Origin of the sequence: Nonomuraea terrae (assembly GCF_044465245.1) — a bacterium.
GTDB classification, from domain to species: domain Bacteria; phylum Actinomycetota; class Actinomycetes; order Streptosporangiales; family Streptosporangiaceae; genus Nonomuraea; species Nonomuraea terrae.
Genome location: NZ_JBITLL010000001.1, coordinates 1017386 through 1030663, shown reverse-complemented (window position 1 = coordinate 1030663; position 13278 = coordinate 1017386). Strand labels below are relative to the sequence as shown.

The following is a 13278-nucleotide window of genomic DNA, read 5'->3' as shown; positions in this document are numbered from 1 at the left end:
GCCCGGGCCGTTCCCGAGGTGGTCGGGCGTCGGCTCGGGCCGGCGGTGTGTGAGCGTCAGGTCGGGCGGGGGGTGTGTAAGCGTCAGGTCGGGCGGGGGGTGTGCACGGTCGGGTGGGCGACATCGTGGGCGCGCAGATGGCCGCACATGCCCCAGCGCTCCTGCGGAGGGCTCTCCATCAGCGCCGACTCCCCCAGGTGCGCGCCGTCGCCGTCGCCGAGGGCGTCCAGGACGGCGGCGGTGCGGCGGGCCTCGCGGGCGACCGTGTCCTCCCAGATCTCCCGCCACCGCGCCACCCTCGGCCGCACCAGGGCGACGGCGCTGTCGTAGAAGCTCCGGAGCGGGTCGAGGTCACCGCGGGCGGTGCTGCCGGACAGGCGCAGGAAACCCTCGACGGCCAGCTCCCGCCGCCGTACGACGGCCGCCTCCACCACCTCGGGCGGCCCGTCGGGCAGGGCGGCGGCCTCGGCGTACCGCTCCGGGTCGGCGACGATCTCCGGCGGGAACGTCATGACGGCGTCGCCCGCCTCGGGCAGGCCGGCGTTCGACATGACGACCACCACCTCCAGGCCGCCGTGGTTGACCGCGCGGTGGATGGTGCCGGGCGTGAACCACACGGTGGACCCGGCGCGCAGCTCCGTCTCACGTGGGCCGTTCAGGTCGAGGGTGCGCAGCGCGCCGCGCCCACCGACGACCACGTACGCCTCGGTGGAGGCGGTGTGCACGTGCGGCGTGCCGCCCTCCAGGCCGTCGGCGCACGCGCCGAGCGCGTACACCGACAGCCGGCTGACCGACGTGCCGCCGGGGAACGTCATGGCCGGGCCGCCAGCGCCGCCCTGCCGTGGTCGGCCAGGAGCGCCGTGCCGTCGTCGCCGCGGTCACCGTCGGCGATCACGACCGCGTACCGGAAGCTCAGGGTCTCGCCGTCCGGCAGCTCGACCTCCTCGCTGAAGAACGGCGCCGGGCACAGGCAGGCGAACTGCTCGGAGCGGGCGAACCACTGCGGCGGGTGCTGCGGGTTGGCCGTGTCGTCCACCATGACGATGGTCGAGTGCTCGCCGCTCTCGTCGTGCCGGCCGCGGAAACCGAACCACTCGGCCCGCAGGCCACGCAGCTCGTCGCCGCCCGCGCCCTTGGGCGACTGGATGATCCCGCCGGTGAACGAGCGTGGCCCACGCCAGAACAGGCCGCCGTACCCGGCGTTCTCGCGGCCCTTCGTGGTCGGCGAGCCGAACCAGAGGGCGGCGCCCGACACGTTCGTCATCGCCGTCTCGAAGACCAGCGCCCAGGTGCTCCCGTCCACGATCGTCGTGGTCAGCGAGCGGCGCTCGTCGATGACCGGCGCGCCGTCCTGCGCGCTCCAGTCGAGGGTGTGCGCGATCTCCACCCGCTCGGGGGTGGACGACAGCGTGGTCATCTCGCGGTGCGCGGCGCTGCCGTTGTTCTCCAGCTGGACGTACCTCCCCTCCACGAACGTGGGCCCGCCCCAGAAATTGTGCTCGCCGACGTGCGGCAGCGACCAGGCGATGCCCTTGTGCCAGACGTGGTCGTGCGGCCGGAACAGCGACACCGGCGCGCCGCCGAGGGTGCGGATGGGGTGCAGGTACGGCTTCGGCGACTCCAGCACCGGCGTGTCGGGCCGGTAGGTGTAGGTGAACAGCTCGACGTCGCCCGCCGTGACGGCGACCGAACGACCGAGGGTGTGGGTGGCCTGCAGGGTCACGGGTTCCTCACCTTTTCCCATGGGGCGCCCGTGCCGTCCATCTTCTGGGCGAACGGGCTGTCGGCAGTGATCTGTCCGGTTCGTACGCGCTCGCCGGTGAAGGCGGAGGCGTACAGGGCGGCGATGAACTCCATCGTCCGCCGGGCGTCGGCGACGGTGACCGGGGGCGCCTCGCCGCGGTCGAGCGCGTCGAGCACGGCGGCCAGCCAGCCGCTGTGACCGCTGCGCCGATCGGAGGGGTCCTGTCCCCACAGCGCGGTCACCTCGTCGTGCCCGGGCGCCGGGGTCACCGTCCAGTCGTCGTCGGTGTAGCCGTACAGGTGCTCGACCTCGACGGTGGCGCGTTCGTAGTCGAAGCGGAGGTGGGAGGTCTGCTTCGGGGACAGCACCGAGTTGACCACCGTGGCCACGGCGCCACTGTCGAACGTGACCAGCGCCATCGACACGTCCTCGGTGTCCACCGAGCGGGCCTGCCGGGCGGCCACGGCGGTGACCTCGCGCCACGGGCCGAGCACCGAGAACAGCAGGTCGAACTGGTGGATGCCGTGGCCCATCGTCGGCCCGCCGCCCTCGGACTCCCAGGTGCCGCGCCACGGCACCGCGTAGTAGTCCTCGTCGCGGTACCACTGCGTGAGGCAGTTGGCGAGGAGCGGGCGGCCCAGCTCCCCGGCCCCCGCCAGCCGGCGCAGGCGGAGCGCGCCCGCGCCGAAGCGGTGCTGGAGCACCGTCGCGACGTGCGCCGTCGAGCGGCTCTCGGCCTCGGCCAGGGCGTCGAACTCGGCGAGCGTGAGCGTCGGCGGCTTCTCCAGCAGCACCGTCACCCCGGCCTCCAGACAGGCGATGGCCAGCGGCGCGTGCAGGTGCGGCGGCGTGCACAGGTGCACGAAGTCCGGCTTCTCCTCCCTCAGCAGTTCCTCGGTGCTCGCGTGGCTGCGCGGCACGCCGTACTTGGCGGCGAAATCGGCCGCCCGCCCGGCGTCGACGTCGGCCACGGCCACGAGGCTCGCCCGGCCCGAGCCGATGACGGCCTGCGCGTGGGCGTGCGCGATCCCACCGGTGCCGATGATCGCGGCCCGGTAGTTCCGTTGCGACATGTTCTGTCTCTCCTGTGGTGGGGGTCAGGCGCCGTCGATCTCGGCCTGCAGCTCCTTGATGAACGCGGTGGCCGCCTGCTCGGGGGTCTCGCGGTCGAACAGCACCTCTTCGGTGTGCCGCTTGATGATCGCCTCGATGTTGCTGGCGCCGTTCGGGGTCACCCTGGGGGCCGGGCCGACCTTGATCCGGTCCATGTACTCGACCGCTTCCTTGTCGGTCTCGGTCAGCTTGGGGGTGATGGCCTCGCGGATCTTGGTGTTGGCGGGCACGCCGCGGTCGGTCAGCATGATGTTCGCCGCCTCGGGGTCGTTGGCCAGGAAGTCCACGAACAGCGCCGCCTCCGCCGGGTGCTCGCTGCGCGACGAGACCGACCAGTACATCGAGGACTTGTAGTACGCGCCCGGCGACTTCGCCTCCGCCTCGCCGGGGAGCTTGAGCAGCTTCAGCGTCGAGCCGCTGGCCGTGGTCAGCGAGGTGAGCTGGGTGTTCCACCAGGTCGCGAAGGCGGAGGCGTTGGTGGCGGTACCCGACTGGTCGAGCGAGCCACCCGCCCGCTCGACGCTGACCGACGCCGGCGGCGTGACGCCCTGCTCGGCCAGGTCGCGGATGTAGGTCCAGAACGAGGTCAGCACCTCCGGCGGCACGACGACCTTGCCCTGCTCGTCGAAGAGGGTCGCGCCGTGCTGCCGGGCCCAGATGTTGAGCCCGCCGGCCTCGAAGCCCAGCGACTGCACGCCGGTGATCTTGCCACCGCCCGCCTTCGACACCTGGGCGCCGACGTTCTTCAGGTCCTCCCAGGTCCAGGTGTTCTCGTCCGGCATCTCGACCTTGAGCTGGTCGAGGAGATCGGTGTTGACCACGATCGAGTACGTGGACAGGCCGACGGGCAGGGCGTACTGCTTGCCGCTGACCACGCCCGTGTCCAGGGCGGACTTGTCGAAATCGGCGGTCTTCAGGAACTTCGCCATGGTGCCGAGGTCGAGCAGGGCGCCGCGCTCGGCGTACGAGGAGAGGTAGAGCTCGTCCATCTGGATGACGTCCGGGGCGTCGTTCGCGGCCACGGTGGTCGCGAGGCTCTCCCAGTAGCCGTTCCAGTCCTTGAACTCGCCCTTGACGGTGATGTTCGGGTGTTTCTTCTGGAACAGGTCGATGACCTGCTGGGTGCGCTGGTGCCGTTCGTCCGCGCCCCACCAGGTGAAGCGGAGGGTGACCGGGTCCTTCGACAGCTCCTGGCTGGCGGCGCCGTCTCCGGAGCCGCAGGCGCTGAGCATGAGTGCCGCCGCGAGGGCGAGAGCGAGCTTTCGCATGATGGTTCCCCTGGGGGTTACTTGCCGCCGGTCGTGGCGATGCCTCGGATGAGGTAGCGCTGGCCGACGAGGAAGGCGAGGAAGACCGGGGCCAGGGACACCACGCTCATGGCGAACATGGAGCCCCACGACGTGGAGACGGTGGCGTCGACGAACGAGCGCAGCGCCACCGGCACCGTGTACATCTCCGGGTCGGTGAGGTAGATGAGCTGGCTGAAGAAGTCGTTCCAGGTCCAGATGAAGGTGAAGATCACCGTCGTGGCGAGGGCCGGGAGCATCAGGGGCAGGATGATCCGCAGGAAGATGCGCGGGTGGCCGGCGCCGTCGATCCTGGCCGCCTCGTCCAGCTCGCGCGGCAGGCCGCGGATGAACTGCACCATGAGGAAGACGAAGAACGCGTCGGTGGCCAGGAACTTCGGCACCACCAGCGGCAGGAACGTGTTCACCCAGTCGAGCTGGGAGAACATGATGTACTGCGGCACGATGATCACGTGGATCGGCAACATGATCGTGCCCAGCATGATCGCGAACCACAGGCGCTTGCCGGTGAACTCCAGCCGGGCGAAGGCGTACGCGGCCATCGAGCACGACACGAGGTTGCCGATGATACAGGCCAGCACGAGGATCGCCGAGTTGGCCAGGTAGTGGCCGAACGGCGAGGCCAGCGCGGTCCAGCCCTCGCCGTAGTGGTGGGTCTGGAGACTGTCGAGGATCAGGCCCGGCCGGCGGAAGATCTCGTTGTCCGGCCGCAGCGAGCTGACCACCATCCACAGCACGGGATAGAGCATGACCAGCGCCAGCAGGATGAGCCCGGCGTGCTTGAGCGCCTTGCGCGCGAGATCAGTCATCGTAGACGACCCAGAACTTGGCGGCCCAGAAGTTGATCGCGGTGAACGCGGCGATGATCACCAGCAGGAGCCAGGCGAGCGCGGAGGCGTAGCCCATGTCGAAGTTCCCGAACCCGCGCTGGTACAGGTAGAGCGTGTAGAACAGGGTGGAGTCGGAGGGGCCGCCGCTGCCGCCGGAGACCACGAACGCCTGCGTGAACGACTGGAACGCGTGGATGATCTGCAGCACCAGGTTGAAGAAGATGATCGGTGACAGCAGCGGGATCGTGATCTTCCTGAACTGCGTCCACTTGCCGGCGCCGTCCGTCGAGGCCGCCTCGTAGTACATCAGGGGGATCTGCCGCAGCCCCGCCAGGAAGATGACCATCGGGGCGCCGAACGTCCACACGTTCAGCACGATCAGGGTGCCGAGCGCGGTGCTCGGGTCGGAGATCCAGCCCTTGCCCTCGACGCCGAACATGGCCAGCACCTGGTTGACCAGCCCGTCGGCGCCGAAGATCTGCCGCCACAGCACCGCGATCGCGACGCTGGAGCCGAGCAGCGAGGGCAGGTAGAACGCCGAGCGGTAGAACGCCAGGCCGCGCAGTCCCCGGTCGAGCAGCAGCGCCAGGGCCAGGGCGGCGGCCAGCTGCAGCGGCACCGAGACGACGACGTAGACCAGTGTCACGCGGAGCGCGTTGTGCAGCCGGGCGTCGCCGATCATGCGGACGAAGTTGTCCAGGCCGTTGAAGGTGGGCGGCTGGATGAGGTTGTAGTCGGTGAAGCCCAGCAGGAACGAGGCCACGATCGGGCCCGCCGTGATGAGCAGCAGCCCCGCGAACCAGGGGAGAAGGAAGACGAAGGCGGCCTTGTTGTCGCGCTTGCCGCCGAGGGTTCCGCCGCTGCCCCTGCGCATCCGCTGGAGCTCGCCGAGAGCGCTCACGCGAGCCTCCTCGACGCGATCATTCGTGACCTCCCGTCACGACGGGACGGATTCGCTCCGTCCCGTGGGAAAACGTATTCCGCAGTTTGCACGCCTGTAACGCAAGCGTCAAGAGCGTTGCAAGCGGAAGTAAACTGGCCGCCCTCGCCGGTTGGGCCACGTAGACCGTCAGCGGTCCGGGCTGCGGTTTTATCCCGTTGCGCCAGGGATTCCCAGCATGTCAGTGTCGCCCCACGTTGAACGGCGATGCCGGCGCAGGCGGTGTGGGATGAGGTATGCGGGGTTCGTACTCGCGTTCGTGGCCTCGTGGTGTTTCGCGTTCTCGGGGCCGATGGCCAAATACCTCGACAGCGCCGGGCTGACGCCGATGGAGGCCGTGTGGACGCGGATGGCGGGAGCGGGGCTGCTGCTGGTGGCGGTGCTGGCCGTGGTCAGGCCGCGGGCGTTGCGGATCCCGCGCTCCAGGTTGCCGTTCTTCGCGCTGTACGCGGTCATGGCGGTGGCCGGGGTGCAGTCGCTGTACTTCGCCGCCGTCACGCGGTTGCCGGTGGGGATCGCGTTGCTGCTCGTGTACATGGCGCCGGTGATCGTGGTGGCATGGGTCCGTCTCGTACGGAACGTCCGGCCGGCGCGAGCCGCGTACGCCGGGGCGGGCGTCGCGGTCGTGGGCCTCGGGATCGTCGTCGAGGCGTGGCAGGAGGTGCGGCTGGACGCGCTGGGTCTGGTGCTGGGGTTGCTGGCCGCGGCGTGCTCCGCCGGCTATTTCTTGATGAACGATAGCTTCGGGGACGACGTGGACCCCCTCGGTCTGGTCGCCTGGGGGATGACGGGGGCGGCGGTGGTGCTCACCCCGTTCGCGTCGCCCTGGGACATCCCCTGGGGCGCGTTCACGACGTCCGTCACGCCCGCCGCGGGCGGTCAGGCGTTGCCCGTGCTGGTGGCGTACCTGTGGATGGTGCTGCCGGCGACCGTGGTGGCGTACATCCTGGGGGTGCACGCCGTGCGGCGGCTGTCGGCCGCCGTGGGCGCCACCGTGGCGTCGCTGGAGGTCATCGCCGGGGCGGTGCTGGCCTGGGTGCTCGCAGCGGAGACCCTGGGCGTGTTCCAGATCGTGGGCGGGGTGATCCTGCTGTCCGGCGCGCTGCTCGCCCAGACCCGCACCGGCTTCGCGGCGAGGCGCCCGGCGGTGCCGGCCTCGGACGTCAGACCCGAGTCGCCCATGCGCACCACCGCGGAGCAGTAGGCGGCGCGTCAACGGCGAGGGCGTGTGCTTTCCCGGACGACCAGGTGGCCTCGCAGGCACAACCGGCCGCCCGTCTCCGTGCCCGACAGGGCCAGGCGGATCGCCTCCGCGCCGGCGTGGGCGAGTGGCAGCGCCATCGTCGTCAGACGGGGCGTCACGTCGCGGGCGAGCGGAATGTCGTCGATTCCCGTCACGGAGACGTCGCCGGGAACGTTCACGCCGGCGGCCCTGAATCCCGACAGGGCGCCGATGGCGATGATGTCGTTGGCCGCGAGAACGGCCTGCCGGCCGTCCATTCCCTCTTCCGCCAACCGGCGCGCCGCCTCGAACCCGCCGTCGCGGCTGACCGCGCAGGAAATGGTCCGGACATCCCGCGGGTCGACGCCGCCGGCCTGCAGTCCGTCGACGAAACCGGCCGTACGGTCGGACATGTTGCGCAGGTCGCCGGCGCCGCCGAAAATCGCCACCCGCCGGTGCCCGGTTTCCGCCAGGAAAGCGCCCATGGATTGCGCGGCATGGTAATTGTCGAAGCCGATCGCAGGGAACGGCGTCTCCGTCTCGCCGACGATGACGGCCCGGCCGCCTTCGCGTTCGTACGACGAAAGTTCCGCGCCCAGCCGGCCTTCGAGCTCGTCCGCCATGAAGTGGCCGGAGGTGAGCACGAGCGCGCGGGGCCGCAGCGCGCGCAGCACGCGGATGGTGTCGAGTTGCCGGTCGGGCACGCCCATGGTCGACGAGACCGTGACGAACGCCCCCGCCGTACGGGCCTCGCGCTCCATCGCGGCCACCATCATGCCGATGGACGGGGTGGTGAGGTCGTCGGCCACGAGCGCGATCGCGTCGCCGGCCCGGCGCATCGCCCTGGCGGCGGCGTCCGCCGTGTAGCGCAGGGCCTGCGCCGCGGCCAGCACGCGGGCCTCGTACTCGGGCGCCACCTTGCGGGTGCTGCCGCTCAGGACCCTGGAGGCGGTGGAGACCGAGACCCCGGCCGCCGCGGCCACGTCGTGCAGCGTGACCGTGGGCCTCGCCGCGTGGGGCATCCTCGCGTCTCCTTCCGCCGTCGCGACAGACGGTTCGAAGAGTACTGCCCCACCCCGGCGCCCGGCGGCTCAGGCCCACGTTCGGCCACGTGATGAACAGCATGGATCAGCGGGCCGCGACCCTGGTCGCCGCCGTGCGGGAGCCGACGTGATCAGGTGCCGACAGCTCCGTCGACGCGTTCGCGCAGGATGTCGGCGTGGCCGTTGTGGCGGGCGTACTCGCCGTGCATGTGGACGAAGGCCCAGCGCAGGCACATCGGTCCCCAGCGCGGGCTGACGAAGATCGCGTCGAGCGGCATGCCGTCGGCGGCCTCCCGTGCGGCGGCCTGCTCGGCGACCAGGGCGGCCAGATCGTCGGCCGCCCGCGCGGAGCCGGCGTCGTCGAAGGCGGCCTCCGGCCTGTCCGGCGTGCCGTGGAGGCTCGGCACGGGCTGGTCGGCGAATCGGCGGCGGAACCAGGTGCGTTCGACCTCGGCCAGGTGCCGGACCAGGCCGAGCAGCGACAGGTTCGACGGTGCCAGGGGCCGTTCGGCGAGTTGCGCCGCGGTGAGTCCCGCGCATTTGTGGAGCAGGGTGGCACGCTGCCGGTCGAGGAAGCCTTCCAGCATGGCGCGTTCGCCGGCGACGAAGGGCTCGTCGGCGCGGACGACGTGAGGGGCGGTCCAGGTCACCGGACCATGATGCGTCAAGCCCGTGTCACCTGTTGACCTGTACCTCCAGGTACGGGTTTAGCGTGGGCGCGTGTTGGTCGGAGAGCTGGCCCGGCGGACGGGCGTGACCGTCCGGGCCCTGCGCTATTACGAGAAGGCCGGGCTGGTGGTGCCGCATCGCCTGCCGAACGGCTACCGGCACTACGACCCGGTGGCGGTCCGGCAGGTGGAGACGATCAAGGAGCTCACCGGTCTGGGGCTGTCGGTGGAGGAGACCAGGCCGTTCGTGGAGTGCCTGGCCGGCGGGCACGCCTCCGGCGACGAGTGCCCGGCTTCGCTGGCGGCCTACCGTCACGCGGTCGACCAGATGTCGGAGCGGATCGAGCGGCTGACCCGGCGGCGCGACGTACTCGCCGCCCATCTGGAGGCCGCCGCCGGCCGCGTGATGTCCGCCGCCATCACCGTGGGCCGAGAAGGGACCGCCGGCACGGCCGGCACCGCGGACCGGGCGGAGGCCGGCCCGACGGCCGGCCCGACGGTCGGCCCGACGGTCGGCGCCGCGCCTGCGGGCCGGGACGAACCGCAGGACTACCGTGCCGTCGCCCATCTGGTGGGACGGCCGCTGCCGGCGCTGGAGCTGCCCGCCACTGACGGCACGCGGGTCGCTCTGGCCGCGCCGGGTGCCGGCCGGACGGTGCTGTACCTCTACCCGCTGACCGGCAGACCGGGAGTGGACCTGCCGGACGGTTTCGAGACCATCCCGGGCGCCAGGGGCTGCACGGCGGAGGCGTGCGGGTTCCGCGACCACCACGAGGAGTTGCGCGCGGCCGGGGCGGCCCGGGTGTTCGGGTTGTCGTCGCAGTCCAGCGCGTACCAGCGGGAGCTGGTCCATCGGCTGCGGCTGCCGTTCCGCATGGTGTCCGACACGGGGTTCGCGCTGCGGGACGCGCTGGCGTTGCCGACGTTCGAGACCGCAGGCGTGGTCCTGTACCGCCGCCTGACCATGATCGTGCGCGACGGGGTGGTCGAGCGCGTCTTCTACCCCGTCTCGCCTCCGGAGCGGCACGCCGCCCAGGTCGTGAACTGGCTCCGCACACATCCGGCGAACAGACGCCGCAGGGGCCTGCGCGTGCGGTGACCGCGGCGACGCGACACACCGGGCCGCATACGCCACCTTGACGGGCAATACGCTTGCCTAGCTCGCAGTACAACCGTATAGAGTACTGGACGTGCGACCAATCTCTGAAGAAGACCTGACGGCGCGCGCCCGCATCCGCGACGCGGCGATGGCGTTGTTCGCCGAGCGAGGGGTCAAGGCGGCCACCATCCGCGGGATCGCCGAGGCGGCCGGCGTCTCCCCCGGCCTGGTGCAGCACCACTTCGGCACCAAGGAGGAGCTGCGGCAGGCGTGCGACGCGTACGTGCTGAGCTACGTACGCGAGCAGGTCGCCGTCGGCATCACCGGCCACAACCTGGAAGATCCCGCATACATCGAGAACGTCCACCGCAGCGCGCCGCCGCTGATGCACTACCTCGGCCGCGCCCTGGTGGACGGCTCCCCCGGCGCCGCCGCCATGTTCGACGAGCTCGTGAACGTGACCGAGCAGCATCTGAGCAGCGACGGCCGCTCCGAGGCCGACCATCGTGCCCGCGCCACCGTACTGACCGCGATGAAGCTCGGCATCACGGTGCTGCACGATCACGTCTCACGCGCGCTCGGCACGGACCTGTACGGCCCGCAGGGCGCGCTGCGCGTCGGCAAAGCCCAGCTTGACCTGATCCAACCCGAATTCCTCGGACGCGAACTGTTCGAACAGGCGCGTACGGGCCTGGAGAAGCTCGAGGGCAACCGATGAACGCAGCGGTACACGCGGAGGGCCTGGTCAAGACGTTCGGCCCGGCCAGGGCGCTGGACGGGCTCGACCTGACCGTCGACCAGGGCGAGGTGCACGGTTTCCTCGGCCCCAACGGCGCGGGCAAGACCACCACGATCCGCATCCTGCTCGGCCAGATGCGCGCCGACGGCGGCCGGATCACCTTACTCGGCGGCGACCCCTGGCGGGATGCGACCGAGCTGCACCGCAGGCTCGCGTACGTGCCGGGCGACGTCACGCTGTGGCCCTCGCTGACCGGCGGCGAAGTCATCGACCTGCTCGGCAGGGTGCGCGGCGGCCTCGACCCGAAGCGCCGCGCCGACCTGCTGGAGCGCTTCGAGCTCGACCCGCGCAAGAAGTGCCGCGCCTACTCCAAGGGCAACCGGCAGAAGGTGGCGCTGGTGGCGGCGTTCGCCTCCGACGTGGAGCTGCTGCTGCTGGACGAGCCGACCTCGGGCCTCGACCCGCTGATGGAGGCGGTCTTCAACGAGTGCGTCGTGCGGGAGAAGCAGCGCGGGCGCACGGTGCTGCTGTCGAGCCACATCCTGTCGGAGGTGGAGACGCTGTGCGACCGCGTGAGCATCATCCGCGCGGGCCGCACGGTCGAGTCCGGCACCCTCGCCGACCTGCGTCACCTCACCCGCACGTCGGTGACGGCCGAGCTGGCGGGGCCGGCGAACGGTCTGGCCGGGCTGCCCGGCGTCCACGACCTCACCGTCGACGGCGCCCGGCTGCGCTGCCAGGTCGACCAGGACGCGCTCACGGCCGTACTCGGTGAGCTGGCCCGTGCGGGGGTGCGCGCGCTGACCACGCGACCGCCGACCCTGGAGGAGCTCTTCCTGCGCCACTACCGGGGAGCCGCGTCATGACCGGCACCTGGAGCCTGATCCGGCTCGTCCTGCGCCGCGACCGCGTGCTGCTGCCGGTGTGGATCGTGATCAGCGCGCTGCTCCCGGCGAGCATCGCCTCCTCCACCGCCGGTCTGTACGCCGATCAGGCGGCGCGTGAGGCCTTCGCGGCGGCCTCCATGAGCAACCCCGCCCAGTTGGCGATGCGCGGCGTCATCTACGACGCCGGCGTCGGCGGCCTGACCGCCTGGACGCTCGGCTCGTCGCTCGCCCTGATCGGCGGCCTGGTCAGCGTCCTGCTGGTGGTCAGGCACACCAGGGCCGAGGAGGAGACAGGGCGGCGCGAGCTGCTGTCGTCCGGCGTCGTCGGCCGGCACGCCCCGCTGGCCGCCGCGCTGGCGGTCGTGCCGGCCGCCAATCTGCTGCTCGGCCTGCTGTCGGTGCCCGGGCTGGTGGCCACCGGCCTGCCCGCCGGCTCCTCGCTGCTGTTCGGGCTCTCGGTGGCGGGAGGCGGGTGCGCGTTCGCGGCGGTGGCCGCCGTCACCGCGCAACTGACCGCTTCGTCCGGTACGGCGCGCGGCCTCGCGATCGGCGTCGGCGGCCTGATGTTCGCGCTGCGCGCGGTGGCCGACAGCGGCGGCGTCGCCTGGCCGGCCTGGCTGTCGCCGTTCGGCTGGGCCCGGCTCACCCGCGCCTACGCCGACGACCAGTGGTGGGTGCTGGGGCTGTTCGTGGTGTTCGTGGCCGTTCTGGCGGCGGGCGCGTTCGCGTTGTCCGTTCGCCGCGACGTGGCAGGCGGCCTGCTGCCCACCCGGCAGGGCCCGGCAGCGGGGACGCTGCGGGGCGCGTTCGGCCTGGCCGGGCGCCTGCACCGAGGCTCGCTCGCGGGCTTCGCGATCGGCTTCGGCCTGCTGGGCGCGCTGCTCGGCCTCTCGGCGCGCGGCCTGGACACCCAGCTGGCCACACCGCAGTTCCGTGACCTCGCCGCGGTCATCGGCGGCTCCGGCGCGCGCGTCTCCGACGTGTTCTTCACGTTCGTGATGTACGTGCTCAGCCAGCTCGTCACGGGAGCGGCGCTGGTGTCCGCGCTGCGCGCCCGCGGCGAGGAGGCGGCGGGCCGGGCCGACCTGCTGCTGTCCGCCCCGGTCGGGCGGTTGCGCTGGGCGCTGAGCCACCTGGCGTTCGCGGTCGCGGGGCCGGCGCTGCTGCTGGCCGTGCTGGGCGCGGCGGCGGGGCTCGCCTACGACGGCGGCGTGCTCCGCGTGGCCGGCGCCACGCTGGCCTACCTGCCCGCGGTCTGGACCGTGGTCGGGATCGCGACGCTCGCGTTCGGCGTCCTGCCCCGGCTGGCGGCCGCCGTCAGCTGGACCGCGCTCGGGGTCTTCCTGGTGGTGGACCTGCTGGCGGAGTTCCGGCTGGTGAGCGGGGTCGTGCTGGACGTGTCGCCGTTCGTGCACGTGCCGGCGCTGCTGCTGGACGGCGCCGCCTCACCCGTGGCACCGCTGGCGGCGCTCACGGCGGTGGCGGGGGCGCTGGCCGTCGCGGGCCTGGCGCTGGTACGCCGCCGCGACCTGACCCCCGCTTGACCTCCAGGGTGCCGGCCGCGCGCAAGCGCCTCCTGGCCGTCGCCGGCGGCCCGGCGCCGAGCTTCCCGGAGCCGGCGGCTCGGCCCCCTCCCCGCGCGCGGGGGGCGCCGGCGGCCGCCGGTCACGGGCTCGTAGCCGGTCA

At 71.9% G+C, this 13278-nt stretch carries 13 protein-coding genes; 5 read left to right on the top strand and 8 right to left on the bottom strand.

The window, feature by feature from the left end:
• Positions 1 to 83: 83 nt before the first annotated feature.
• The 6 genes from ACIBP6_RS04870 to ACIBP6_RS04845 are packed head-to-tail and all read right to left on the bottom strand — an operon-like array spanning position 84 to position 5868.
• Positions 84 to 815 (bottom strand): cupin domain-containing protein, encoded by a 732-nt coding sequence (locus ACIBP6_RS04870; RefSeq protein WP_397048815.1) that lies wholly within the window; start codon positions 813 to 815, stop codon positions 84 to 86.
• A complete protein-coding gene (locus tag ACIBP6_RS04865) occupies positions 812 to 1723 on the bottom strand; it encodes a PmoA family protein (RefSeq protein ID WP_397048813.1) in 912 nt (303 codons plus the stop codon). Before ACIBP6_RS04865 ends, ACIBP6_RS04870 begins: the two co-directional genes overlap by 4 nt.
• Positions 1720 to 2817, bottom strand: a complete 1098-nt coding sequence (locus ACIBP6_RS04860; RefSeq protein ID WP_397048811.1) for a Gfo/Idh/MocA family protein — start codon at positions 2815 to 2817, stop codon at positions 1720 to 1722. Before ACIBP6_RS04860 ends, ACIBP6_RS04865 begins: the two co-directional genes overlap by 4 nt.
• Positions 2818 to 2841: 24 nt before the next feature.
• The gene (locus tag ACIBP6_RS04855) at positions 2842 to 4125 is read right to left on the bottom strand and encodes an ABC transporter substrate-binding protein (RefSeq protein ID WP_397048809.1); all 1284 of its coding nucleotides are present in this window, start codon (positions 4123 to 4125) and stop codon (positions 2842 to 2844) included.
• Between the two features lie 17 nt (positions 4126 to 4142).
• On the bottom strand, positions 4143 to 4973 hold the full coding sequence (locus tag ACIBP6_RS04850) for a carbohydrate ABC transporter permease (RefSeq protein WP_397048807.1): 831 nt from the start codon (positions 4971 to 4973) through the stop codon (positions 4143 to 4145).
• On the bottom strand, positions 4966 to 5868 hold the full coding sequence (locus ACIBP6_RS04845) for a carbohydrate ABC transporter permease (protein WP_397049312.1): 903 nt from the start codon (positions 5866 to 5868) through the stop codon (positions 4966 to 4968). The genes ACIBP6_RS04850 and ACIBP6_RS04845 overlap by 8 nt, the downstream gene beginning before the upstream one ends.
• 295 nt (positions 5869 to 6163) lie before the next feature.
• Here ACIBP6_RS04845 and ACIBP6_RS04840 point away from each other — a divergent pair, with 295 nt between their 5' ends.
• On the top strand, positions 6164 to 7138 hold the full coding sequence (locus ACIBP6_RS04840; RefSeq protein ID WP_397048805.1) for an EamA family transporter: 975 nt from the start codon (positions 6164 to 6166) through the stop codon (positions 7136 to 7138).
• An 8-nt stretch (positions 7139 to 7146) separates the two neighbouring features.
• Here ACIBP6_RS04840 and ACIBP6_RS04835 read toward each other — a convergent pair whose 3' ends face one another.
• Together ACIBP6_RS04835 and ACIBP6_RS04830 are read right to left on the bottom strand one after the other, a co-directional pair.
• Entirely contained in the window at positions 7147 to 8178 is a 1032-nt protein-coding gene (locus tag ACIBP6_RS04835) for a LacI family DNA-binding transcriptional regulator (protein WP_397048803.1), read from the bottom strand.
• Between the two features lie 152 nt (positions 8179 to 8330).
• A complete protein-coding gene (locus ACIBP6_RS04830; protein WP_397048801.1) occupies positions 8331 to 8849 on the bottom strand; it encodes a DinB family protein in 519 nt (172 codons plus the stop codon).
• A gap of 70 nt (positions 8850 to 8919) precedes the next feature.
• On the opposite strand from ACIBP6_RS04830, the gene ACIBP6_RS04825 reads away from it, so the two are divergent.
• The 4 genes from ACIBP6_RS04825 to ACIBP6_RS04810 all read left to right on the top strand — a co-directional run bounded on the left by ACIBP6_RS04825 (position 8920) and on the right by ACIBP6_RS04810 (position 13136).
• Entirely contained in the window at positions 8920 to 9966 is a 1047-nt protein-coding gene (locus ACIBP6_RS04825; RefSeq protein WP_397048799.1) for a MerR family transcriptional regulator, read from the top strand.
• Between the two features lie 91 nt (positions 9967 to 10057).
• On the top strand, positions 10058 to 10684 hold the full coding sequence (locus tag ACIBP6_RS04820) for a TetR/AcrR family transcriptional regulator (RefSeq protein WP_397048797.1): 627 nt from the start codon (positions 10058 to 10060) through the stop codon (positions 10682 to 10684).
• Entirely contained in the window at positions 10681 to 11571 is an 891-nt protein-coding gene (locus ACIBP6_RS04815) for an ABC transporter ATP-binding protein (RefSeq protein WP_397048795.1), read from the top strand. Before ACIBP6_RS04820 ends, ACIBP6_RS04815 begins: the two co-directional genes overlap by 4 nt.
• On the top strand, positions 11568 to 13136 hold the full coding sequence (locus ACIBP6_RS04810; RefSeq protein WP_397048793.1) for an ABC transporter permease: 1569 nt from the start codon (positions 11568 to 11570) through the stop codon (positions 13134 to 13136). Before ACIBP6_RS04815 ends, ACIBP6_RS04810 begins: the two co-directional genes overlap by 4 nt.
• Positions 13137 to 13278 lie beyond the last annotated feature (142 nt).